The 23,748-nt window shown below is 57.9% G+C and carries 16 protein-coding genes; 14 read left to right on the top strand and 2 right to left on the bottom strand.

Annotation, left to right across the window (positions count from 1 at the left end):
• Positions 1 to 146: 146 nt before the first annotated feature.
• Positions 147 to 1,208, bottom strand: coding sequence for a DHHA1 domain-containing protein (locus VL598_RS14730; protein ID WP_325327467.1), 1,062 nt, complete (start codon positions 1,206 to 1,208; stop codon positions 147 to 149).
• A gap of 1,108 nt (positions 1,209 to 2,316) precedes the next feature.
• Between VL598_RS14730 and pdeR the strand changes: the two genes are divergently transcribed.
• Positions 2,317 to 4,338 carry a cyclic di-GMP phosphodiesterase gene (gene pdeR / locus VL598_RS14725; protein WP_325327466.1) on the top strand — a complete coding sequence of 674 codons (2,022 nt, stop codon included), beginning with the start codon at positions 2,317 to 2,319 and terminating at the stop codon, positions 4,336 to 4,338.
• Positions 4,339 to 4,361: 23 nt separating this feature from the next.
• On the opposite strand, the gene VL598_RS14720 is transcribed toward pdeR, so the two are convergent.
• Positions 4,362 to 5,228 carry a crotonase/enoyl-CoA hydratase family protein gene (locus tag VL598_RS14720; RefSeq protein WP_325327465.1) on the bottom strand — a complete coding sequence of 289 codons (867 nt, stop codon included), beginning with the start codon at positions 5,226 to 5,228 and terminating at the stop codon, positions 4,362 to 4,364.
• Positions 5,229 to 6,427: 1,199 nt separating this feature from the next.
• Between VL598_RS14720 and VL598_RS14715 the strand changes: the two genes are divergently transcribed.
• From VL598_RS14715 to VL598_RS14655, 13 genes are all read left to right on the top strand, one after another.
• Positions 6,428 to 7,414: an EAL domain-containing protein gene (locus tag VL598_RS14715; protein ID WP_325327464.1), complete on the top strand. Its 987-nt coding sequence runs from the start codon at positions 6,428 to 6,430 to the stop codon at positions 7,412 to 7,414.
• A gap of 152 nt (positions 7,415 to 7,566) precedes the next feature.
• Entirely contained in the window at positions 7,567 to 8,949 is a 1,383-nt protein-coding gene (locus tag VL598_RS14710) for a sigma-54 dependent transcriptional regulator (protein ID WP_325327485.1), read from the top strand.
• Between the two features lie 464 nt (positions 8,950 to 9,413).
• Positions 9,414 to 10,946, top strand: coding sequence for a mannose-1-phosphate guanylyltransferase/mannose-6-phosphate isomerase (locus VL598_RS14705; protein ID WP_325327463.1), 1,533 nt, complete (start codon positions 9,414 to 9,416; stop codon positions 10,944 to 10,946).
• Positions 10,947 to 10,998: 52 nt separating this feature from the next.
• Positions 10,999 to 12,387 (top strand): undecaprenyl-phosphate glucose phosphotransferase, encoded by a 1,389-nt coding sequence (locus tag VL598_RS14700; protein WP_325327462.1) that lies wholly within the window; start codon positions 10,999 to 11,001, stop codon positions 12,385 to 12,387.
• A 174-nt stretch (positions 12,388 to 12,561) separates the two neighbouring features.
• Positions 12,562 to 13,617: a polysaccharide biosynthesis/export family protein gene (locus VL598_RS14695; protein ID WP_414718726.1), complete on the top strand. Its 1,056-nt coding sequence runs from the start codon at positions 12,562 to 12,564 to the stop codon at positions 13,615 to 13,617.
• The gene (locus tag VL598_RS14690; protein ID WP_325327461.1) at positions 13,614 to 14,054 is read left to right on the top strand and encodes a low molecular weight protein-tyrosine-phosphatase; all 441 of its coding nucleotides are present in this window, start codon (positions 13,614 to 13,616) and stop codon (positions 14,052 to 14,054) included. The genes VL598_RS14695 and VL598_RS14690 overlap by 4 nt, the downstream gene beginning before the upstream one ends.
• A gap of 2 nt (positions 14,055 to 14,056) precedes the next feature.
• Positions 14,057 to 16,273 (top strand): polysaccharide biosynthesis tyrosine autokinase, encoded by a 2,217-nt coding sequence (locus VL598_RS14685; RefSeq protein ID WP_325327460.1) that lies wholly within the window; start codon positions 14,057 to 14,059, stop codon positions 16,271 to 16,273.
• Positions 16,274 to 16,435: 162 nt separating this feature from the next.
• Positions 16,436 to 17,566: a glycosyltransferase gene (locus VL598_RS14680; protein WP_325327459.1), complete on the top strand. Its 1,131-nt coding sequence runs from the start codon at positions 16,436 to 16,438 to the stop codon at positions 17,564 to 17,566.
• Positions 17,567 to 17,573: 7 nt separating this feature from the next.
• Positions 17,574 to 18,776 carry a glycosyltransferase family 4 protein gene (locus VL598_RS14675; RefSeq protein ID WP_325327458.1) on the top strand — a complete coding sequence of 401 codons (1,203 nt, stop codon included), beginning with the start codon at positions 17,574 to 17,576 and terminating at the stop codon, positions 18,774 to 18,776.
• Positions 18,769 to 20,247, top strand: a complete 1,479-nt coding sequence (gene murJ, locus VL598_RS14670; protein ID WP_325327457.1) for a murein biosynthesis integral membrane protein MurJ — start codon at positions 18,769 to 18,771, stop codon at positions 20,245 to 20,247. Before VL598_RS14675 ends, murJ begins: the two co-directional genes overlap by 8 nt.
• Positions 20,244 to 21,413, top strand: coding sequence for a glycosyltransferase (locus tag VL598_RS14665; RefSeq protein ID WP_325327456.1), 1,170 nt, complete (start codon positions 20,244 to 20,246; stop codon positions 21,411 to 21,413). The genes murJ and VL598_RS14665 overlap by 4 nt, the downstream gene beginning before the upstream one ends.
• Positions 21,410 to 22,573 (top strand): glycosyltransferase family 4 protein, encoded by a 1,164-nt coding sequence (locus VL598_RS14660; protein ID WP_325327455.1) that lies wholly within the window; start codon positions 21,410 to 21,412, stop codon positions 22,571 to 22,573. Before VL598_RS14665 ends, VL598_RS14660 begins: the two co-directional genes overlap by 4 nt.
• On the top strand, positions 22,570 to 23,739 hold the full coding sequence (locus tag VL598_RS14655) for a glycosyltransferase family 4 protein (RefSeq protein WP_325327454.1): 1,170 nt from the start codon (positions 22,570 to 22,572) through the stop codon (positions 23,737 to 23,739). Before VL598_RS14660 ends, VL598_RS14655 begins: the two co-directional genes overlap by 4 nt.
• Positions 23,740 to 23,748 lie beyond the last annotated feature (9 nt).

The following is a 23,748-nucleotide window of genomic DNA, read 5'->3' as shown; positions in this document are numbered from 1 at the left end:
TTGGCGCGCAGGTCGGTCAACTGCGGAGCGCTTGCGGTCATGCGCAAGCCCGATGCTGCCGTTGCATGTGCGCGTCGACGCTCGGAAAATTCGGTCAACCGAAATCGTCGGGGCCGAGCAGTGGACACAGTGAGCTGGGCCGCATTTCAGTTTTGTTGCTCGGGCTCATGATCCGCGCTTTTGATCCCGGGTACGGGGGTGTGATCAAAATATGCGCGAAAGGCATCGATAAATGTGCCGAGGGATCCGGCCGGCAACTGGTTGATGCCGGCGGAACCGCGACGCCCGCCGCCGCTCGCGAACTGTTCGCAAAGCTCATTGGCTGGCCGCCTCGTTGGGTCCCCCGAGCGCACGCTGACTGCATAACGGCCGTCGGCTCGCTCAGTTAGGACTGCGAACGATGAGCCAGGCTCTGCACTGGCGAGCCGATTGGCGAGCACGCCGGACACGCGGCGCGACCACGGTGCGTCAGGCAGTACATAAACAGCAAGGCCATCAAACGCGCAATGTGGCTTGATTGATTCCAGGCGCGCGGTGTCGCTGCGATACGCGTCCGCAAGGCCTCTATAGCGTTGCGAATCGGAGAGAAAATCGAAAGGATCGCGATAGGGCTGAAGCTCGCGATACAACTCGGCTGGCGGGACGTGCAGGTCGGCCACGGTTTCGCCATAAGCGTTGTAGTTCAGGATGCGTCCGAGCGATTGCAATGCCGCCGTCTCGCGTTCTCCGAAACCGCTTTCGTTCGATAGCCTGCTCGCACAATCGTCGAGGTTGTCGCCAAACGCTGCCGCGATCGCCCAACCGCGATATCGGCCACCTAGCTCCCGATCGACAATGAGGCTGGTGCATATCGCTGGCGAGTCGTCCCAAGCGAGCCGCAATCGGGGATGCGGGAAGGCTTTGCGTGCCGAGTGGTGGTCGTAATAGGCGACGCGCGCGCCCGCGTCGAGCAGCCTCACCAAATCCGCATGGTTGGTATCGAGCGAGATATCGAGCACGGTAACGTCGATCGGCGCGTCCGCACCCGGAGAGGGAATGCGTGACAGCAGCCCTACGTCCCGCTTCACGCCGGTAATCAGCGTCGTTTGGGCCGGTCGCGCCAGCCTGAGTTGGTGCAGGGCGCAGATACCGTCTGCGTCGCCATTGAAGACATCGAAAGCGGGCCGGGCGGATGCTTCGCCGGTTGTATCGTTGGCATGTGCAGTCATTGTTCAACCCCCGCGCTACTTGCTTCGAGATAGTGCAAAAGTTAGACCGCTGCCGCGCGTTGCGGCGAAACGACCATTTTCGACGACTGCGTCGTCGCCGCAGGCAGCGGGCGTGAGCGTTTTGCGATTCATCGGTGGTTTCAGTGACTCATTACATCGTCTTGCTGCGCACTCATCAGCGGCGCAGTGTTGCAGAAGCGGGGGCTACTGCGTGCCAGCTCTTCATCCCAGGGCGAGCGCGCATCTAACGATACCCCAATGTCAAGTTGCCGATGCATCGTACTGGGCAGCGCTTTGGCAACCCTCGGTTCGCTCGCATGCTGCGGCAATTGACGGATACATTTGGGCGAATCTTAGCGGCTGAGCCTGAAGATGCCTATTGTGTCGCTGATTCATGGGGTTGGCGGGATTCGCTGCGATAGCGTTCACATCGGATCCGGTATGCACCTAGAGCGTCAATGCAGCGATGCCGGCGACCAGGTCGCGCGAGCAAGGAAACCCCCAGTTCCCAGGGCGACTATCATTTCCGACGAGTTCATAACTCCACAAAGTTAAACTCAACACTGACAACATCGCGATTTGCGGTGATTGCTACATTAGAAAGCCGGGGAACATGCGCAAGCGTGCATAGATAGATATACGGCAGAGAAAGGTTTTTCTTGAGGACTTGATGCTTGCATATTACGAAATTGTCGAGCATTCAATACCGTTATATGGAAGGAGTCATGCTGCGGTTGTAGCCTGTCAAAAATCTTTCCAAAACCTTGCATTGGTGGCCGTCCGGGCAGAGCCAAACATATGAATAGCATTGCGTCGAGCGCCCGCTTTAATTCATCACTTTCTTAGTTAGGCCACTTTCCGTATAGGTCGATTGAGTTCTTACAGGGCCCGTTTGACATGGGTCAAATTTGGTACCATGTGCCTATGGCGAAGGCTCCATAATGCGTATCGCATCATGCCTGAACAGGCGGTAATGCCAGCGAATTGGGCAGTTCCCGGGAAAGCGCGCTCGGCTGGGACTGGGCAATGAAATGCCAAGTGGAACTAACCGCTTTTTGTGTGTTTGCGCTATCGAATTCAACACGTGTCTTTTTGATGGAGCACGTCAATGGACGATGAACAGGATCGTTTAATACTTGAAACCCACTTCGGCATGGCTAGTCCGTGCTGGCGCCTGGGAGGCGATAGCAACGCACTTGAGCTGGCGGCCGTACGCGGAATGACCAACGTAAGCATTGCACTGAAATCGGATCAGGCAGCGCAAATTCGCAGCTTTACCGGCGTCACATCGCATCTTCTGCTCGACATTTCGATCTTTGGCGACCCGATGCGCCTGCATTTGGTTGGAAAAAAGTGCAACCAAACGGAGTGGGCCGGAACGGCGTCCGCCTACACCGATACGGAGTCGGTTGCGCGTGATCTGGCTCACGGACTCTCGTGTGCCGAGCAGGTCGTGTCGGAAGTCAACTCGCTCGTTGCAATCCTCGATCGAAATGGAAACGTGCAACGTTTCAACCGCATGTGCGAGGAAGTGACCGGCATGCGGGAAGAGGATGTGGTGGGTAAGAGTGCTTATGCGCTTTTTATGAGTCCGGAACAGGCTGAAAAATCAAAGCAGAACATTTCCAATTTCTTTGCCACTAAGGAGCCTTGTGCCGTCGAGCGCTATATCAATACGGTCAAGGGTCCGCGTCTATTCCTGTTCCGCAACAAGTTTGTCCGGAGCGGAAGCGGGGCGGACGATCAGTTTTTGATTTGCTCGGGCACGGACATCACCGAGGAGCGCAAAGCACGGCACAGGCTTTTCGAACTTGCCAATACGGACGGTCTCACCGGATTGCCGAACCGCAACGCGATCAACGAAAAGATCGAGGCCGCGCTTGCGGGCACTGGCGGTTCGCCGCAATCTCGGATTGGCATCTTGTTTCTCGATCTCGACAATTTCAAACGGGTCAACGACCACTATGGGCATGCATTTGGGGATCGCCTGCTCAAAGAAGTGTCGGACGTGATAAAAGGCTGCCTGCCGAACGATGCGACGCTGGCCCGGCTGGGCGGTGACGAATTTTTGGTGTTGTTGGATAACGCAACGAACTTCCTGTTGGAGGAGACGGCCCAGCGCGTTTTAATGCGCTTGCGTACGCCGTTTCATCTGGACTTGATGGAAATCTATGGCAACTGCTCCATCGGCATCGCGCTGTACCCTGAGCACGGCAACACGCTGGAACGCCTGATTCGAAGCGCGGACACCGCCATGTACGCGGCCAAGTACGCGGGCAAGCATACCTATCGATTCTTCTCGGCCGAGATGGATTGGAAGGTGGCTGAGGACTTGTGGCTCGATACCAATCTGCGCAAGGCGCTGGTCGAGAACCAATTCGTCCTCCATTACCAGCCGTTGATCAACATCGTAACGGGGAAGGTGCACGGTGCGGAAGCATTGATCCGCTGGCATTCGCCGGAGCGCGGTCTGGTGCCCCCCACAGAATTTATCGGGTATGCGGAAGGGTCCGGATTGATCGGCCCATTGGGGCGGTGGGTGATGAAGGAGGCGGCAACGCAAGCGGCCAAGTGGAAAGCGAAGGGCTTGGATATTCGCATCTCGGTCAACGTGTCCGCGCGACAGCTTTGCGATACCGATATCGCGAAGCGCTTTGGCGAGATCCTCGAGGCTGCGGGTCTTAAATCGTGTCCCCTCGACATTGAACTGACGGAAAGCTGCTTTATTGAGGATGAAGGCACCGCGCTGGCGCTCATGGATCAATTCCGGAAACTTGGCGCACGCATTCATCTGGACGACTTTGGAACGGGGTATTCGTCGCTCGCGCAACTGCTGCGCATTCCACTCGACATGATCAAGCTTGATCGCAGCTTCATCAAGGGCATCGATACGAACCCCAAATCGCAGGCTTTGGTGCGTTCGATCGTTGCAGTCGCGCAGGCGCTGGGGTTCTCCGTACTCGCTGAAGGTGTCGAGACGCAAGCCGAGGCAGATGTGCTTAAGCGGATTGGTGTGAATTTCGTGCAAGGATTTTTGTTTGCGCGGCCGATGGCAGTCGAGGATTTTGAAACGTGGGTTGGCTTGGCACAGAAGGCTCCGGCTGAGTGCCTGAACCTTCCTTGCTACTAGTTGCAACTCATGCAGTTACGCCTTTAACTTGCGCGCTTTAATTTGGACACTCGCCGGTTTTGAAGCATGACGAGCCGCTCCATGTAGGCGATGTCCTTCTCCTCGAGGGTAAATGCGGCGTGCACCCAATCCTCGGTGATGTCCATCAGTTCTGCACGCGAGAGCGGCAGCACACGCTGGCGGGCGCGAATCATCGCACGTATTCCGTTCAGTTTCGGACGCATCACATCGATGAAGGTGCGGGTGGCCAAGTAAGCCTCGCCTGCATTGAACGTTTGGTCGATCAGGCCTTTGCTCAAGTACCACTCGGCATCATGCGATTCGCCTGTGCTGATCAGTTCCTCAGCCAGTCGCATGTGCGATTTTCGGGCCACTAACGAGTAGCCGCCCATTCCGGGAAACAGATTGAAGGCGATTTCCGGGAATCCGAGCCTGGCGTCTTTTTGGGCGAGCACAAAGTGATGCGCCAGCGCCGCCTCGAAGCCACCACCCAGCGCGGTTCCCTCGATCATCGCGATCGACACCGCGCCAGTTCCGAAACCGGTAAAGATTTCATAGACGCCGTCGATACACGAGCGCGCGTACGCCATCAGCATGTCCCGTTGTCCGGTACGAATGGCCTCAACAAAGAAACTGAGATCGCCGCCCACATTGAAAATCTCCGGCACGAACGAGCCCGTCACCCAAAAATCAAAACGCAGCGCGGATTCACGGGCCGCTCGCGCTAGTTTTATGATGTCCGAAACCAGGCTCTGGTTGAAGCATGGGCGTGGTTGGGATCTGAGCATCATCCACATGATGTTACGTCCTTCCTCGTAGTATGCGCTGAGCTGAGACAGGTCGCCTGCCTCAAAAAATGGCCGGCACGCAGGATGGTTTTTGGGATTCATTAGAGTGTCCTAGTGTTTAAAGTTTGTTTACCTCGCTTTACTTTTGGTAAAGCCGCAACAGGCTAAAGCACTAAACAAAATGACACCACGCGAATCGAAGCGATGTTCGATCAGTCGGCGTTGTTCTCGGGTCATAAAGCTGAAAACAAATTGTTCACCCCTTGACACTGACGCGCCGAGGTACTCGTATTGGCGATTTTTTGGGGAAGCGGTTTAAGGGATTGGTAAGAAATCTCGGCGATCGAAGGGGACGGGGCGGTGACGAGCGGGACGCGTCTTGGCGGACAAGAAACGCTCGCTCTGATGGGCGTAATGCGCTTCGACGCAACGTGATGAAGCGAGGCACGGCGAGGACGAAAAAATATCAATCTGCTCGAATCTTAGATGCTCAAGCGTAAAAAATAGAATTTCAATATGTTAATGAAACCTGATCGATGCTTCAGTGATCCGAGTCACATCTGCTCGCGAAGGATGAGATAAGTAGGTGGGGCACTCCGTGTCTTGTATTCGATGTGCCACTTCAGTGCGTGGAATCGTGGTTGATAAAGCACGCGGTTCTCGAGATTTATTTGTGCCTTGTGAAGTTTATCGCGGGAGCATTGGCCTCTTTTTGCACCGCGCCTCGCCACGCCGATCAGCCAATGAGTTCGGCACCGTCTGTGCACTGTGATGGGAGCGGTGCGTTTCCCGGCGCGCTGAGATGCGCCGACGCGTGCCCATCTATCCAAGAATGATCCATTAATGAATGTTGGCGTAATCGATCACGACTGTGACGGAATTCGCCATCCGTGTACGAGTATGTTTTTAAGATACGAGTAAGCTTGGGTGCGAAAAGCCATAAATAATTCGTACCTAAAACAAAGCATGTAATTGGGGTAGGTAACGCGCCGTTTGTCGGGCGGGAAAAAACAAGCGGCTAAATGCGTTATAGAAAATTCAATCCATCATGCACCGCGTAGGCGGGCAGGAACAAATTGGCTGTTGGGGCGCATGCGCACAAGAGCCTGAACAATGAGCCAAGCCAAAAGAGGGGCCGGGGTGGTGAAAGCTTCGAATAATGAAGGGCCGGCGTCGCACGCCGAAACAATTGCGCAGCCCCATACGCATCAGTTGCTGGGGCGACGCGCACTCAGCACTGCGTTTGCATGGTGTAGGGCCGATTCCATACACCGGCTCCATGCGCACACCGTGGGTGTTTCATGAGCCGCGCCGCGAGTCTGGTGAAAGCGCCTCTGCAGGCTATCTGCTCCGACGCAGGCGGTGCTGGCCCCGATTGCCCGCCGCTATGTATCGTTGCCTCGATCGTCAATCTGCGTCGAATTGGCTTGGCATACGAGCCAGGGCTCGCCTCTACCGTGCGTCAAGTGGTCTTGGGACGAGCTCGCGAGTTCTGCCGAGCGGAGGGTGGGTTCGCGGCCGCGAGCGGCGAGCACATTGTTTGTGTATTTGAGTACGGCCCGAACCTCGAATTGGATGGAGGGCAAAGAAAACCGAGTGAAGCGGAGCTTGTCGACAAAATCATCGAACTGCTCGGCGTGGGTGTCGAAAATGGTTACGGGCGATTGGTCTACCCCGCGATTCACACAACGGTGGTGGAGCGCGCAGATTCGTCGTTAGACCTGTTGGATGTGGTCGCGCGGCAGGACCACGATGAAAGCCTGGGCTGGCGGAGCCGATATGTCGCCGACATGGAGCGGGCCGAGGATTTGCTCACGGCATTGAGCCGCGGCGACCTGTACCTCGAATACGACGCAGTGCAAAGGAGCTATGACGTCGACCCCATTTCTCACTATGACGTGCTGTGGCGTCGGAAGGGAGACTGCACGCTCGTCAGGTCCACGCAGCAGCTTGCTGCGCTCGAGCGGCTCGGCCTCGTGAGTCGGCTCGACAGGTGGATGGTTACGTCCGTGATCGACATGCTGCGAGAACATGCGGGCCCGTTTCGGCTGAGGTGCAGTATCTCTGCGCAGAGCGCAAGGCTCGACGGCTGGTGGCACCTCGTGATTGAGACGCTGGCAAGGCAGCCACGAGTGGCTTCCCGGCTGGTTATCCAACTGACGGGCGTTGGATCGCTCAGAGAGCCGCCGCTGTTGGAGTTCATCAAGGTGCTGCGGATGCTGGGTTGTAGCGTCGCCTGGCCGGAATCCGCAAAGTCCATCAAGTACTCGGAAGTCTCTTTCGGCTAGCCGATGTCGGCAGGTTGGAGGGGCGCATGTCTGCCCATACGCAAGAGTGCGAGCCATGCTTGCATGAGGAAGGCTTATCGGCCTGCGACAACTGTGCCGAGAAAAGCGACTAACTATGACCGATAAAATGTGCGCTGCCAATTGACTGGATGATGACAAGAGTTGATCACGTTGGGAGTCTCACCGTCTACGTGTGGGAAGGAGAAATCCAGCTCGTGGACCGCGTCGTTCGTTCTTTGACCGGCAGCGCGGACGTCAAGGTCGTTCGAACCGACGACATCGCGGCACTGCCGATCATGAACCGGCTCCGCACTTCATTGGCAGTAATCGACACGAGTGTGTTCGACGGTTCGATGGCCGCCCTCTGCGAATGCCAGAGGGCAGCAGCCACGCCTGTCATTTGGGTCGGCACAACGCCGCAAGCCGACGACGGCGTAGAAATCGATCAAGGTTTGAACGTGCTGCCGCTCGACTTCAGCGATTCGGCCCTGCGCTGTATGGTGGAGCGGATAGCCTCGAACCTGCGTGCAGAAGATGGCGAAACACCTGCTGACGGGCTGATCGCACATGCAGACTGTATGCGGACATTGTTGCAAGAGGTTGACCTGTTCGCCGATTGCGACATGAGTGTGCTCATTTGCGGCGAAACCGGCGTGGGTAAAGAGAGCATCGCGAATTTGCTGCACAGGAAGCATCGCCGCTATCGGCGAGGGGCATTTGTGCCCGTCAATTGCGGCGCGATACCGGAAGGCCTTTTCGAATCGCTGTTTTTTGGTCACGCAAAAGGGGCATTCACCGGCGCATTGAGCGCGCATAAGGGTTATTTCGAACAAGCTGACGGAGGCACGCTTTTTCTGGACGAGATCGGAGACTTGCCGTTGCACCAACAGGTGAAGCTTCTGAGGGTGCTCGAGGATGGCACGGTTACGCGAATAGGATCGACCACGCCGAATCGAGTGAATTTCAGGCTAGTCACGGCGACAAACAAATACCTTCCGCGGCTTGTCAAGGACGGCTCGTTCCGCGTCGATTTGTTTTATCGGCTCGCTGTCATCGAACTGAGCGTTCCCTCGCTTGAGGCCCGTGGGGCTATCGACAAGGTCGCAATTTTCAACTCCATCTTTGCAGGATCCGTCGGTAAGGCACTGATGCCTACCTTGCCGGACATGCCGCGGTGGCTTGAGGCCGAGATCGCAAAGATGCGATTTCCCGGCAATGTTCGCGAGCTCCGCAATTTGGCCGAACGAATCGCTGTGACCGTCAGGCAAAGCGGCCGATGGGATCCCGATCGGCTGCGCGCATTGCTTGCCAATGCGCAGAAGACCCAAGCGGCGATGGCTGAGCGCTCCAGGGAGGGGGTGAGCGACCGTAGTAGTCGCGACATTGCTGACAGAAACCGCGTTCTGGAAGCGCTTACCGCAAACGGCTGGAAACGCCAGGACACCGCGCAGTATTTGGGGATTAGCCGAAAAGTGCTGTGGGAGAAGATGAAAAAGTATCAAATCTTTGAAGCGGAGCATGCAGGGGTTACATAGAGATTAGACCTTTAACGTGCATCGTTTCGACGAGGGAAGTCGAGGTGGACAGTTTGATCCGTCGATGCGTTAAAGCCATACGCGTGCAACGGAAAGTTTGAGCGAACCGGCCTGATGGAGCGGATAAAGCGCGCTCATGTGGGCCGCCACAGCGAGTTGGCGGAATCGATCATTAGGGTGACCGAATACGCCATCCGCCTTCCCGTATTTTTCACCCCTATGCAATTGCTTGTTTGAAGCCAAACGAGCGGTGCATCGAAGCGATGATGCGTTGCTTCGATATCGCACATCGGCAAACGTGACCTTTGTGAAAGTGAAGGCAAAGGTCAAAAAAATAATGTCATAGCCGGATTTGAGTCGTCATTGCAGTAAGGCTATGACATTGATCATGCAACAGGCAAGTGTGTGTAAACCCGAGCCACGTGTTGGTAATTGGTTTCCCGTATCCGTAGGAGTCCTAAGCGATGAGACGAGAGGTTCGAGATGCCAAAACGGTGGATCCATCCACGCATGAGCCGGCCTTGACATCCGGTGTGCAAGCCGCTCGGCAACCGGTTATGCCGGTGGTGCCCGTGGTTTTGGCGGGTGGTTCTGGAAGCCGTCTTTGGCCGATGTCGCGAGAGCAATATCCCAAGCAACTATTGGGAATAACCGGTGCCTCCTCGCTTCTCCAGTCAACATTGGAGCGTTGGCGCGGCTTCGAAGCCGATAGGGGAAGAAAGGTTGCAACTCCGCTGGTGATTTGCGGCGACGACCATCGGTTCATCACCGCCAAGCAGCTCGCCGCTAGTGCCGTCAATGCACACATCATTGCCGAGCCGTCGCGGCGCGGAACGGCATCGGCCTTGACACTGGCCGCTGCGGCGGCTGCAGACGCCGGCGATTCCATCATTGTCGCAATGCCAGCCGATCATTTGATCGCGGACGTTCCGTCTTTCCAAGAAGCTATCAACGTGGCGTTGAGTCATGCGGAAGCTGGCGCGATTGTGACGCTTGGAGTGCCGCCAACGCGAGGGGATACGGGATTCGGGTACATCAAGCTCGGAAATGAAATTGGACGCAACGCCTACCGCATAGAGCGCTTTGTCGAAAAGCCGGCGGAGGAATTGGCGACGCAGTACGTCAATTCCGGCGGCTATTGGTGGAACAGCGGAATTTTTATCACGCGCACGAGCGTCTGGCTCGAGACTGTGCGTCGCCTGCAGCCGGCCATGTTTGAGGCATGCGTGGCCGCGTATGCCAATGGGCGGCAGGATGGCTCGTTCTATTGTCCGGCTGCAGAGGACTTTTCGCGATCCCCTAATGATTCGATCGATTATGCGGTCATGGAGCATCTAAGTTCATTCGACGAGCATGTGTACGGAGTGGCGGTTCGAATGGAAGCCGGTTGGTCGGACTTGGGGGCGTGGGACGCAGTGTGGGAGGCGTCGGAAAAAGACGCGAACGGAAACGTTGCACGCGGGCGCGTCATCCTTGAAGGAGCGACTTCGAGCTTCGCGCATTCCGATGGTCGACTCATCGCCTGTGTCGGTGTATCCAATCTTGTCGTGGTGGAGACGGACGATGCTTTGCTTGTCGCTGACCGCTCACGTGTTCAGGACGTCAAAGGGGTTGTCGAGCGAATCAAAGCTGATAAGGGACTTGAGGCCAATGTTCATCGTAAAGTCAGGCGGCCCTGGGGTTATTACGATTCGATCGATCAAGGTGAGCGCTTCCAGGTAAAGCGGATCGTCGTCGAGCCGGGGGCTTGTTTGTCGCTGCAACTTCATCATCACCGAGCCGAGCACTGGATCGTCGTGCGTGGTACGGCTCACGTCACACGCGGTGAAGAGAAGTTTCTGCTGTCTGAGAATGAGTCGACGTTCATACCACTTGGGGTGCGACACCAGCTCGAAAATCCCGGCAAAGTGCCGCTCGAAATCATCGAGGTGCAATCGGGTGCTTATCTAGGCGAGGACGACATCGTTCGCTTTGACGACAAGTACGGCCGCGTATGACGCGCACGCCGCAGCCCGCGAAGGGTGCCGCTTTGACCAGAGGAAGACAGCCATGAACGGGGTAAAGGGTCTGCTAGCGCGCATGCTGGACGTCGCGCTCGTGGTGGCCGGCGCGTTTGCCGCATCACAAGTTCGGTTCGAGGAAAGCGTCAGCGCAACTGTCGACACCGAGTTCATCGCGTTTGCTGCCGCATTCACGCTCGTTGTTTTTCCGGCATTTGGCATCTACGAGTCTTGGCGCGGGCGCTCTATTGTCCGTTTTGCGGGGCAGCTATCAGTCGCTTGGCTAGCCGTTCAAGGGTGTGGTCTAGCGTTGATGTTTTTGACTCATAAGACCGACCTGATTTCCCGACTCTGGTTTGCCTATTGGACTGGGATGACAGGTGGCGCGCTCATTGTCTCTCGCGGCGTCGTGCATTTCATGCTTGGCCGCATACGGCGCGCGGGGCTGAACCTGCGCAAAGTCGCGGTGGTGGGGACGAGCCCGCAAGCCGGAAAGGTCCTGCGGAAGATCGATGCCTCGACCACGAGCGGATTTCGCGCCGCAGCGATCTGGGCGACCGATGGCCACGATTTAGCGGCAAGTATCGTCACGCATGCGATTCCGGTGTTTCGCGATTTCGAAGCGTTTTCGAATCACATTCACAGAGAAGGCATACAGGAATTGTGGTTGGCACTGGGTCTGTCCGAAGAGGGAACCGTTTCTCGGGTCGTTGATGCTTTCCGAGACGAACTCGTAAACATCCGTTATGTACCCGATGTCAGCAATGTATCGCTGTTTGATAGCCGCATGACGGATTTGCTTGGCGAGCCGGCTATCAATCTTGTCGCATCACCGATGCCGGGACATGCGATGTGGAAAAAAGAAATCTTCGATCGCTCATTTGCAGCGCTGGCGCTGTTGGCGCTGACGCCGTTGCTGGCCGTTATCGCGATCGCTGTGAAAGTGTCTTCGCGAGGCCCCGTCTTTTTCACCCAACACAGAAAAGGGGCAGACGGGCGGGTGTTCAATATTTATAAGTTCCGGACGATGCGCCCCCATAAGGAAACACCGGGCATTGTCAGGCAAGCAACGCGTAACGACGCTCGAATTACACCGGTGGGGGCATTTTTGCGCCGAACGAGTCTTGATGAGTTGCCGCAGTTTTTCAATGTATTGAGAGGTGAGATGTCGGTCGTGGGACCACGCCCGCACGCGATCGAGCATGACGAGCTATATCGAAAGGTGGTCGATAACTATATCCATCGTTATCGCATCAAGCCGGGGATAACGGGGTGGGCGCAGGTCAACGGGTACCGAGGGGAGACAGACAAGCTGGAGAAGATGCAGGGGAGGGTCGAGTACGACCTTTACTACCTGCGCAATTGGTCTTTTGCATTGGATATGCGCATCGTTTTGGCCACGGTCGTGAAAGGGTTTGTGAATCGAAACGCTTATTAAAAGAAGAAGGCTTGCATAAGAGAGTCTTTCTGCATCTGAACACGAGGAAATCCAATGGGTTCTTTGATCAACCGCGTTGCGGACGCGCTTTGGCCGGCGTCTGTTCGCGAGACGCATTTAGTCGCGATATTGAGCGTAAGCGTCCTTTTATCAGCGTGTACGGCGGCACCGGGCATGCGGATGGTGGCGCCGGCGGAGTTGCAGATCGCGAGTGGCGAAGCGGGGAAGCCGCCTCTTGAGCTGCAAATTCCGGTGACGGACATCAATGCTGAAATCATCAGCGCGATGCGCGAAAAGGAAGCTGAGACCAGTGCGGATCAAACCCGAGCGCTATTCGGGAAGCCGGCGCCCTACACCCTCGCGCCCGGAGACGTGTTGCAGATCACGGTTTGGGATCACCCAGAGCTTGCTGCGGCGCTCGGTGCACAGCAGCAAACGGCGCCACGTCCGACGGATCCTGCGCAGGGCTTTGTGATCGACGATAACGGAAACGTGCACTTTCCCTATGCGGGAGCGATTGACGTCGCCGGATTGCGCGTCGATCAGGCGCAACAACTGATATCGGAAATGTTGTCCCATGGGCCATACGAGAAACCTCAGGTGACTGTAAGGGTCGCGTCGTTTCGGGCGAAGCAGGTCTATGTGGACGGTGAAGTTCGCACACCAGGCGCTGTGCCGATCAACGACGTCCCGATGACGCTTTACGAGGCGGTAAACAGAGCGGGAGGCTTCAATCCGACGGCGGATCAAAGTCGATTGGTGCTCGTGCGCAATGGTGTTTCGTATGGGATCGATTTGACGAGTATGCTCGAACATAGTCAGAGTCCGTCGAACATCGTAATGAAAACGGGCGATGTGCTGCGCGTGACATCGCGCGACGAAAACGGCGTCTTTGTCATGGGCGAAGTCAATAAGCCAGTGACGGCCATCCCGTTCAGAGATGGAAGACTTTCGCTAAGCGATGCCATTTCGCAAGCGGGGAGCTTAAATAGCAACACGGCCAATGCGGCGCAGCTATACGTTATCCGAGGTTCGTTGACCAAGTCGCCGCAGGTTTACCATCTCGACGCACATTCACCGGTTTCGATGGTTCTCGCAAATCAGTTCGAACTTGAGCCGAAGGATGTCGTGTATGTCGATGGTAATGGCCTCGTCCGCATTAGTCGGGTGTTGAGCCTGCTGCTGCCTGCCATCAACGCGGGCCTCACTGGGGCTGTGCTGACGAAATGATCCAGACGATCTTGGTGGTGTGTGAGGGCAACATCTGCCGCAGCCCGATGGCTAAAGGCCTGCTCTCTCAGCGCTTGCCTGCTGTGGATGTGATATCGGCAGGATGCGCGGCCATCGCCGGCCACGGCGCCGATCCAATGGCGATCCAACTGATGGCAGAGCGAGGTATCGATATCAAGGACCACATCGCGGTGACCCTGAACCTGGAGCACCTACGCATGGCGGACTTGGTTCTGACGATGACGAGGGCGCAGCGCAAAGCGATCGAGTCGAGATATCCGTTCGCCAAAGGGAAGGTGTACTGCATCGGTGAGTACGACGGCATCGACGTCGCCGACCCGCACCGATGTGGACGCGGTGCCTTCGAGTTGTCCCTATCGCAAATCGACCGGTGTCTTACCGGGTGGTTAGGCGCATTGCAAAAAATCGCTTACTAACTATGGCCTCGTTAAATCAAGACTTCGCAGTCAATGTCGCGCCGGTCAAGGAAGTTCATTTATCGGAATATATCGCGGCGCTCCTGGAGCATCGGAAGCTCATCGCGGTCAGCGTTGCCGTGGCACTCGTCATCGGTGTTTTGTATGTCGTCATTGCGACGCCGCAGTACCGTGCCGATGCGATGATCCAAGTCGAGGATAACCCCAACTCGGCAAACGACGCGCTGGGCCAACTTGCATCGATTTTCAATACCAAGCAGACCGCGGCCGCGGAAATGGAGTTGATCGGATCGCGGCTGGTGGTCGGCAAGACCGTCAATCTGCTGCATCTCGATATCAGCGCACTTCCACGCTATGTTCCGCTGCTGGGCCGCATTTACGCACGCCACGCTGTCGACGGCGTGCTGAAAGCGCCGCTGCTCGGCTTCGACCGTTTTGCTTGGGGCGGCGAAATCATTAAGGTGTCGCGCTTTGATGTCGCGCAGGCAAGCTACGACGAAAAGTACACCCTGGTCGCCCGCAAGAACGACGCCTACGATCTGTTCGATGCTGACGGGGCGCTCGTCCTGCATGGGCGCGTGGGCAGCTTGGCGAGCGGCAGTGACGGGAGCGGCCCTGTCTCTCTCTTTGTCGATGCGCTGACGGCGCGGACCGGCACCGAGTTCATCCTCAGGCGCTCCTCGACGCTCGACACAATCGGCGACTTGCAGCAGAAGTTGGTGATCACGGAAATGGCAAAGGAGTCAGGCATCATCAGCGTCTCGCTCGACGGTGCGGACAGCGCCCACACGGCGCAAATCATCAACACAATCGCCGACGCCTACGTCCAGCAGAACATCGACCGCAAATCGGCCGAGGCGGAGCATTCGCTGAAATTCCTCGACGAAGCGTTGCCGCAGCTGCGTCAGCAATTGGAACAGGCAGAGAGCCGATACAACGCGTTTCGTAACCGCAAGGGCACGGTGGACCTCTCGCAGGAAAGCCAACTGTTGTTGCAGCAAATCGTAGAAAACAAGACAAAGCTGGTTGAACTCCAACAAAGGCGGGCGGAGTTAGCACTGCGATTTTCCGCGTCGCATCCTGCGGTTGCGGCACTGGATGCGCAGATCGGCGAAATCAAGTCGGTGCTTGATCGGTTTGGCACGCAAGTCACTGCGCTGCCCGATACTGAACAGACCGCGTTGCAGTTGCTGCGCGATGTGCGCGTGGACACGGAGCTGTACACAAACCTGCTCAATAGCGCGCAGCAGCTGAAAATCATCAAAGCTGGCCAAGTAGGCAGCGTGCGTATCGTGGACGCTGCGGTCGCAGAGGATTTGCCGGTTAAACCGAAGAAGCTGATCGTCTTGCTGCTTTCCATCGTGGCGGGCTCCTTTGTCGGTGCACTCATTGCGTTCGGTCGGCGCATGCTGCTCGGTGGCGTAAAGCACAGCGAGGAAATCGAGCGCACGCTCAGCCTGCCGGTCTACGCAATGGTCCCCCACAGCGATGCGCAGGCGCGGTTGGCGCAACGCATGCTTCGAGGTCATCCCGGCACGCATTTGCTTGCTTTGTCGCAACCGAGCGACGTGGCGGTCGAGGCGATACGCAGTCTGCGCACCGCACTGCAATTCGGATTGCTGGGGGCATCCAATAACGTCGTCGCGATTACCAGTTCACGCCCTGAGGTGGGTAAGTCATTCACATCGGCGAATCTTGCCGCAGTGCTTGCAAGTGGCGGCAAGCGCGTGCTGCTGATCGACGCCGACATGCGTAGAGGGAACATCCACCATTACTTTGGTGTGTCGCGCGAGCCGGGCTTATCCGACGTGATTTCCGGCAGTGTGGATGTTTCCGAGGCAATTTTTCGCCAGCCGATTCCGAACGTGGATGTCCTCACCAAGGGCACGCTAGCCCCCAATCCTGCCGAACTGTTGATTAACGATCGGCTAAAGACGCTGCTAGACCAATGCTCACGCGAGTACGACATCGTCGTTGTGGATACGCCGCCTGTCCTCGCGGTAACGGACCCGGCGGTGATCGGCAAGTATGCCGGCGCGACGTTGCTTGCGATACGGCATGGCGGGCACCCGATGCCGGAGCTCATCGAGGTCGTAAAGCGTCTGCGTGCTGCGGGCGTGTCAGTCAAGGGAACGCTATTCACTGATGTGGCTCGGCATGGCATCACGTCGGGGGCGTATTACGCGAGCTACTACGGATACGAAAACGCATCCAATTAATCGGGTTTGATAGGCGCGCGGCTCGCCTATCTTTGCCTATCTCGCGTGTCGAATTGCACAGCACCTCACCGAGCATCGAAATGAATCGCGTGTTCAAGACTTGCTTTGACGTAGGACGGCCCATACGCGCGGCGGCGCTCGCAACACAAGCGAGGGTTGCCTATGCGTAACGTCGCCATCTATCGCCATCAGCTGTTCAAGCGGTCTGAACCGTTTATCGAGCAGCAGGCAATGCATTTGCCGGGCTTTCGCCCGATCATGGTTGGCCGTGAGCGATGGGGTATCTCGCTTGCCGATATGGCCAGCGTTGCAATCAGCGACGTAGCGCGACATCAGGGGAAGCTCGCACGTGTACGCCATGCGATCACGCGTCAGCCCGAACCCGTCGTCGAATTGTTGCGCCCGTTCGACGTCGGCCTCATCCACGCTCATTTTGGAGTGGACGCGGTTTACGCCGAGCGCGTCGCCACTCGCCTCGATGTCCCGTTGGTCACCACGTTTCACGGCTTCGATATCACGACCCGGCGCATCAACATGCTCAAGTCGGGCAAGCCCTCCTGGGCCAACTATCTGTTGCATCGTGGCGCGCTTGCACGAAACGGAGCACTTTTTCTGTGTGTCTCCAAGTTCATCCGGCAACAGGTTCTCGCACAGGGATTCCCAGAGAGCCGAACACGATTGCATTACATCGGTGTCGATACTGCGCAGATCGTGCCGCCTGCGGTGCGCGCGGATCAGCCGATTGTTCTGCACGTAGGCCGGCTGGTTGAGAAGAAGGGGGCCGATGACCTGATCCGGGCTTTCGCGATGCTGCCTAAGCGACATGCGGATGCATGGCTTGTCATCATTGGCGATGGTCCGCTGCGCGATGACTTGATGCGGCGCGCTCAAACGGTTGGTGTCGAGAAACGCGTGGTGTTCATGGGCGCGAGATCACAGGAGGAGGTGCTCCGGATGATGACCGAGGCCGCGCTGCTTTGCCAGCCTAGCGTTACCGCGAAATCGGGCGATGCGGAAGGGCTAGGTATGGTTCTGCTCGAGGCGGCGGCCTCGGGAATTCCCGTGGTCGGCACGCACAGCGGCGGGATACCGGAGGTTGTCGTCGATGGCGAAACGGGACTGCTTGTGAAGGAACACGACGTAACGGCGCTCGCGCATTGCCTGACGGATCTTTTGGACTCCTCAATTATTCGACGAAGAATGGGGCAGGCTGCTCGAAGACACGTTGAGGCGAACTTCGACGTCGTCAGGCAATCGGCCATGTTGGCCGACCTGTACAAAGAACTGGTTTGAGAGGCCCATGCAAATCGCTATCTTTTCGCGAGTCTTGCCCCACCACAGCATCGGCGGCATGCAGGCCGTAGCATGGGATCTTGCCCGAGCTTTTGTTCGATCCGGGCATCAGGTCACGGTGGTGACCGCAGAGTTGCCGGGACGTCCGCACACGTTCGAAGACGAAGGTGTGCGCATCATTGCACTGTCCGGCGTGCCATGGCAGCGGTACGGCGCCGGTTGGTGGCGCGGCAGCCGGAGGGTGTTCGAGCAGCTTGCGTCGAGTTGCGAAGCGGTGCTCAGCGTAAGTGCCGCGGCCAATGCGCTGTTGCAGCTGCGCACGCACTATGCGCACATTCCGTTCGTCATGCAGGCTCATGGGACTTCGATGGGCGAGGTTCTCTCGAAGTGGCGCACGCGTACGCCGCGCAATTGGCTCAGCTCGTTGAGAAACATTGGGTGGATCTTTAACGACCTGCGCGCCTATCGTCGTTACGACACCGTCGTGGCCGTAGGTGAGCGCGTTGAAGCCGACATGTTGTCAGCGCCGATACGCTGGGCATTGCCTGGCGAGCGGGTGCAGTTGATCAGCAATGGGATCGACACCACGATGTTTCGGTCCAATCCGCAGAGCCGCCAGCGGTTGCTCAAGATGCTCGGGTGGGACGATAGTGTTCGCGTTGTGGTGTCCGCTAGCCGTTTGCACAAGCAAAAGGGCGTGGATCTCAGCCTCAATGCCGTCTCGCTGCTTGCACAGCGCGTGGATCATGTGCGTTACCTAGTGGTTGGCGATGGGCCGGAGCGGTCCGCGCTCGAAGAGCACGCGGCGAGGCTAGGGCTGCGGGACAAGGTGCATTTCACCGGCGGCGTTGCGCGCGAGGCGTTACTGGAGTATTTGCAAGCAGCGGACGTGATGCTATTTACGACGACCCGCGTCGAAGGGCTGCCACTCAACATGCTGGAGGCCCTAGCGGTTGGATTGCCGTGCGTGGTCTCGCGGGGCGTGCTTGACGAAGCGATGTTCGGCTCGCATGTATCCAGTGTGCCGCCACACGACGCAGACGCAGTGGCCAGTGCGCTGGATCGGGCTTTGACCATTGGGGTGCTGCCAGAGGGCGCGTTGCCGACGACGTTTTCTCTCGCAGCTTGCGTCGAGGCTTACTTGGGGCTTTTTTGCACACTATCGGCGCGGCGTACCAAGACGATTTCGATGGCGCAGGAACATGCTTAGATCATTTCTGCAGCTGTTCTCGGGATCGCTCGCGGGCAAGCTGGCCGGTGTGCTGCGTGAGGTACTGCTTGCCGCTACCTTCGGCACGTCGGGTATGGTTGCGTCGCTGCGTGCGGCGCAGTCGGCGACGCTCGTGCCCGTGAACTTTTTCACCGCCGATAGTTTATCCGCGGGATTCCTGCCGCTTTATACGCGCTACCGCGAGACCGACGCGCATCGGGCCGGTGCCCTTTTCTGGTGGATCGCGGGCCTGCTCCTCGCGGCGTCGGTCGTCACCGTCGCGCTGTTGCTGGCCGGCGCGCCGTACTGGATCGGCGTGCTGGTGCCCGGATTCGGCGCCAGCGAGCGCGCGTTGACGATCGAATTCGTCGAGATCATGGGACTCGGCGTGCCGTTCTATATCGCGGGCGGGCTCTTTTCGTATCTCGAGATGGGGCACGGGGTCTACACGCTCGCTTCGGCTCGCGCGACGCTGCAAAGCGCCGGCATGATCGCCGGCACCTTAGCGGCGTTCGCCCTCAATCGGCCGAGTCTGCTCGCATGGGGCTTCACCGTCGCCTACGTCATCTACGCAGCGTGGGGCTGCGCCCGCATCGTTCGACAAAATTGGGTGCCATTGCCGTCGGGCTTGAGGCGCGAGGATGTCCGTAGTGTCGCCCGAGAATTCTGGCACATCGTCAAGCCGCTCGTTCTCGTGCCGATCCTTCTACAGGGCAACATCGTCGCGGAGCGCGCGGTGGCGTCTTTATTGGGTGTCGGCACGTCCGCGGCGTTGGATTATGCCAAGCTGATCAGCGACACGGGCATCCTGCTCTTTGCCGTGCCGCTCGGCTTGGCAGGGCTCTCGACGATCAGCAAGATGAGCGATGCTGAGGCTTATGCGACGCTGAGCCGCCTGATGCCTCCCTTGCTACTTGCGACCGTGCCGTTCTCAACGGGGCTGGCGGTCAATAGTCATTGGGTCATCGCGATCATTTACCAGCGTGGGCAGTTCGACGCGACTTCGACGCATCTCACGCAAATCATCTTGTGGGGCTACGCAGTCGGTTTTTGGGCGCAGGTCGCAAGTTACGTGCTCGTCAAGGCGCTGAGCGCGAAGCTACGCAACGGTGAGGTGTTTCGCTTCATGGCAGTCGCACTCCTGTCCAACACATTGATCAATTTCAGCCTCTATCGTGTGCTCGGGCCGAGTGTGCTCGGCGTGGGCGGTTGCGCCTACGGGGTCGTGCTGCTCGTGTTGAGTGCGCGCGCACTCGATGTCTGGCCTGTCGTCGTCGGCCGTCTTGCATGGTTGGCTTTGGGTTCGGTTGGATATGCGTTGTCCTCGCTTGCCGTCGTGGGGCAGGGGGGGCTCGGCATGATGGAGGCGGCGCTGTGGTTCGCGGCCTACTGGATCGCGTTCATCACCGCTGTGCCGGTGCTCAGGGGGGACGTTCGCTCCATATTCGCAAGATGGAGAACGGCGACATGAGTCGAGAAAACGTTGTATTGCTGTCCACGGCCGATTGGGACAACCCTTTTTGGACGAACAAGCAGCACGTCGCGGTGGAGCTGAGCCGGCGTGATTTCCGAGTTCTCTATATCGACTCGCTGGGATTGCGCCGTCCGAGCCTTTCGTCGAGCGACGCCAGCCGAATCTGGCGCCGTCTGGTAAGCGGCCTCAAGCCGCCGCGGCACGTTCGCGAGGAAGTATGGGTCTGGTCTCCCATCTTGCTACCCTTTCACGGGTTGCCGTGGGTGCGCAAAATCAATCGGCTCATACTGACTGCCAGCCTCAAGCTGTGGATGTTCAAACTGAACATGCGCGACGCGATCCTGTGGACGTATAGCCCGCTTAGCACCGAATTGCTGGATCTCAAGCGCTGGCGCTCCGTCGTCTATCACTGCGTGGACGAGATCAAAGCGATGCCGGGTATGCCGGCCGATACGCTCATGCGCGCAGAAAGCGCCCTGGTTCAACAGGCCGACATCGTCTTCGTGACCTCGGTGACGCTCGAGGCGTCTCGTCGAGCGCTCAATCCGCGGACGTACTACTTTCCGAACGTGGCGGATTTCGATCACTTCTCGCGTGCGTTGGATGAATCGACGTTGGTTCCCGACGATCTCGCCACGATTCCCCATCCGCGCATCGGTTTTATCGGCGCAATCAGCGGTTATAAGGTCAATTTCGAGCTGCTTCAGGAGGTGGCCCACGCGCATCCGGAATGGTCGCTCGTGTTGATCGGTCAAGTCGGCGAGGGTGACCCGTGGACGGACGCATCGGTGTTGCGCAATCTCCCGAACGTTCATCTCATCGGCCCTCGGCCGTACGCGGAGCTTCCGGCCTATCTGAAGGGCTTCGATGTCGCGATACTGCCGAATCAGCTGAACGAGTATACGGCGGCGATGTTCCCCATGAAATTCTTCGAATACATGGCCGCCGGGCGGCCTGTTGTAAGCGTTGATCTGCCGTCGCTTGTGGACTATGCGAAAACGGTTCGGCTCGCGAAGTCGGTCGCCGAGTTCATCGAAGGCATAGAGGACGCGCTCGCGGGGCACGGCGTTGCGCAACAGCAGCGCATCGATCTTGCGCGTGAACACACCTATAGCGCCAGGACAGAACGGATGCTGGCACTCGTCACGGAAACACAATCATGAGCAAACGTGTCGCAGTGGTTCACGACTGGCTCGTCACCTATGCCGGTGCCGAGCGTGTTCTCGAACAGATTCTCTATCTCTATCCTGAGGCTGATCTTTTCTCCGTATGTGATTTCCTGCCGGAGGATCAGCGCAGCTTTCTCGGTGGGCGTACCGCGCAAACGAGCTTTATTCAGCGCTTGCCGTTTGCGCGCCGACGCTATCGAGCGTATCTGCCGCTGATGCCGCTCGCCATTGAGCAGCTGGATCTAAGCGGCTACGACCTTGTCATATCGAGCTCGCACGCCGTGGCCAAAGGTGCGCTGACGGGTCCCAATCAGTGGCACGTGAGCTACGTGCATTCGCCGATCCGCTACGCGTGGGATCTCCAGCATCAGTATTTGCGCGAGGCTTCGCTGCTGCGTGGTCCGAAATCTTTAGCGGCCCGTGCCATGCTGCATTACATGCGGCTATGGGATGTTCGGACCGCGCACGGCGTCGATCAATTTGTTGCCAACTCAAATTTCATCGCGCGACGTATCAGCAAAATCTATGGGCGGGTGGTGCCAGTGGTCTATCCGCCCGTGGATACGGAGCGCTTCGGGTTGTGCGAGCAGAAGGGGGACTATTACGTCACGGCGGCACGCCTCGTACCGTATAAGCGAGTGCCGTTGATCGCCGAGGCATTTCGGTGTCTCGATCGGCGTCTGCTGGTGATCGGTGACGGGCCCGACCGAAGCTTACTCGAGCGCGCCGCGAAGGGTGTGTCGAACATCGAAGTGCTTGGCCGTCAACCGGACGCCAAGGTCGTGGAGTTGATGCAGCGCTCGCGTGCGTTCGTGTTCGCGGCCGAGGAGGATTTCGGTATCGTCATGGTCGAAGCTCAAGCATGCGGCACGCCCGTTATTGCCTATGGTTCCGGCGGAGCGGGCGAGATCGTGCAAGACGGCCTGACGGGAACGCTCTTCGCTGAGCAGACGGTGGATTCGATCGTCGACGCGGTTCGACGCTTTGAGGCTGGTCCTGCGATGGATCCGCGCGCTTGCCGGGAGAACGCAGAGCGATTTTCCATCGAGATGTTTCGCAAGAACATGACGGAACTTTTGGCGAACGCGCCAGCGTTTCGTGCGAACGTGCCCAACGCTGGATCGCAGCTTAAATCGAGCTACTTGACGACATGAACACGCCGGCAAACATCAAGGTTTTGATCAGTGGGCGAGATGTGAATGGATCGGGTGGAGGCCGCGTCCTGATCGAAACCGCGCTCGGTCTGGCGCGACGCGATTGTGAGGTGGTTGTCCTATCCGACACGTCAATTCCGGAGCTTGCCGGTAAGGTCCCGGTGAGAACAACATGGTTCGGGGAGAAACTCAAGGCTTGGCGGCCGACACATAAAGCTTCGCGGATTGCCCGCCACACGTTACAAATTCTTTGCTTCATGGCCTTAGGCACGTGGACTGCAGCGAGCTTCAGAAAGCAGGGCTATCTGATCGTCAATCACAACATTGAAATCCTGATTGGCGACGTGATAGTCCTGCACAACGTCTTCAGCGCACAAGCGGTAATGGAGCGCGAGTCGAAGATGTGGAGCCTCGTTAGGTTTTTGAATCCGGTATTTACAGCGCGTATCGTCAGGGAAAAGTGGGTGCTGGGGCGCGGCGAGGCACGCGCGGTCGTGGCCGTATCAAGGCCGACGCTGGAAGAGGCCGCCAGTATGATCAAAGGCCAGCGCGAAACGCTTGTCATCCAGAATGGTGTGGACACCGCCCGGTTCAGTCAAGGCACGGAAATGCACGACGCTGATTCCAGTGCCTCTGTAAATGAAATCCCGCTACTTTTCGTCGGGCACGAATTCGAGCGCAAGGGACTTAGATTTCTGATTGAGGCGCTAACGCATCTGCCTGGCAATGTCGTGCTGTGGGTAGCTGGCGGGCGCGGCAGTAATGTCGAGGAGTACCAAAAATTCGCCGCGACCTTGGGCGTCTCAAACCGGGTTCGCTTCCTTGGGACAGTACGCAACCCCGGGGACCTTTTCAGGCAGTGCTTCGCGTTCGTTTTGCCGACCGCCTATGAGGCGCTTCCGCTGGTCGTGTTGGAAGCGATGGCGTGCGCGAAGCCTGTCCTGGCGACAGCTGTTGGGGGGATCGTCGATATCATCGACGACGGACATAACGGCTTGCTGATCGAGCGGGACGCAAAAGATATTGCGAGGAAAGTTGGCCTGCTCATGGCGGATACGGGTGCAAGGCGGCGGCTCGGTGCCGCAGCGCAGAGCACGGCCAATGAGCATACCTGGGATCGCGTGACGGATCAGTACCTGAAGGTGATCGCATCAGTGGCGAGTTGATGGCAACGC

Source organism: Trinickia sp. (assembly GCF_035492435.1).
Classification (GTDB): domain Bacteria; phylum Pseudomonadota; class Gammaproteobacteria; order Burkholderiales; family Burkholderiaceae; genus Trinickia.
The sequence above is the reverse complement of the archived record's forward strand: the minus strand, read 5'-3'. Positions and strand labels throughout refer to the sequence as shown.

Excerpts from the sequence above, each read along its gene's own strand:
- VL598_RS14730 (WP_325327467.1), bottom strand. The coding sequence starts at position 1,208 with ATGACTGCACATGCCAACGATACAACCGGCGAAGCATCCGCCCGGCCC.
- pdeR (WP_325327466.1), top strand. The coding sequence starts at position 2,317 with ATGGACGATGAACAGGATCGTTTAATACTTGAAACCCACTTCGGCATG.
- VL598_RS14720 (WP_325327465.1), bottom strand. The coding sequence starts at position 5,228 with ATGAATCCCAAAAACCATCCTGCGTGCCGGCCATTTTTTGAGGCAGGC.
- VL598_RS14715 (WP_325327464.1), top strand. The coding sequence starts at position 6,428 with ATGAGCCGCGCCGCGAGTCTGGTGAAAGCGCCTCTGCAGGCTATCTGC.
- VL598_RS14710 (WP_325327485.1), top strand. The coding sequence starts at position 7,567 with ATGACAAGAGTTGATCACGTTGGGAGTCTCACCGTCTACGTGTGGGAA.
- VL598_RS14705 (WP_325327463.1), top strand. The coding sequence starts at position 9,414 with ATGAGACGAGAGGTTCGAGATGCCAAAACGGTGGATCCATCCACGCAT.
- VL598_RS14700 (WP_325327462.1), top strand. The coding sequence starts at position 10,999 with ATGAACGGGGTAAAGGGTCTGCTAGCGCGCATGCTGGACGTCGCGCTC.
- VL598_RS14695 (WP_414718726.1), top strand. The coding sequence starts at position 12,562 with ATGCGGATGGTGGCGCCGGCGGAGTTGCAGATCGCGAGTGGCGAAGCG.
- VL598_RS14690 (WP_325327461.1), top strand. The coding sequence starts at position 13,614 with ATGATCCAGACGATCTTGGTGGTGTGTGAGGGCAACATCTGCCGCAGC.
- VL598_RS14685 (WP_325327460.1), top strand. The coding sequence starts at position 14,057 with ATGGCCTCGTTAAATCAAGACTTCGCAGTCAATGTCGCGCCGGTCAAG.
- VL598_RS14680 (WP_325327459.1), top strand. The coding sequence starts at position 16,436 with ATGCGTAACGTCGCCATCTATCGCCATCAGCTGTTCAAGCGGTCTGAA.
- VL598_RS14675 (WP_325327458.1), top strand. The coding sequence starts at position 17,574 with ATGCAAATCGCTATCTTTTCGCGAGTCTTGCCCCACCACAGCATCGGC.
- murJ (WP_325327457.1), top strand. The coding sequence starts at position 18,769 with ATGCTTAGATCATTTCTGCAGCTGTTCTCGGGATCGCTCGCGGGCAAG.
- VL598_RS14665 (WP_325327456.1), top strand. The coding sequence starts at position 20,244 with ATGAGTCGAGAAAACGTTGTATTGCTGTCCACGGCCGATTGGGACAAC.
- VL598_RS14660 (WP_325327455.1), top strand. The coding sequence starts at position 21,410 with ATGAGCAAACGTGTCGCAGTGGTTCACGACTGGCTCGTCACCTATGCC.
- VL598_RS14655 (WP_325327454.1), top strand. The coding sequence starts at position 22,570 with ATGAACACGCCGGCAAACATCAAGGTTTTGATCAGTGGGCGAGATGTG.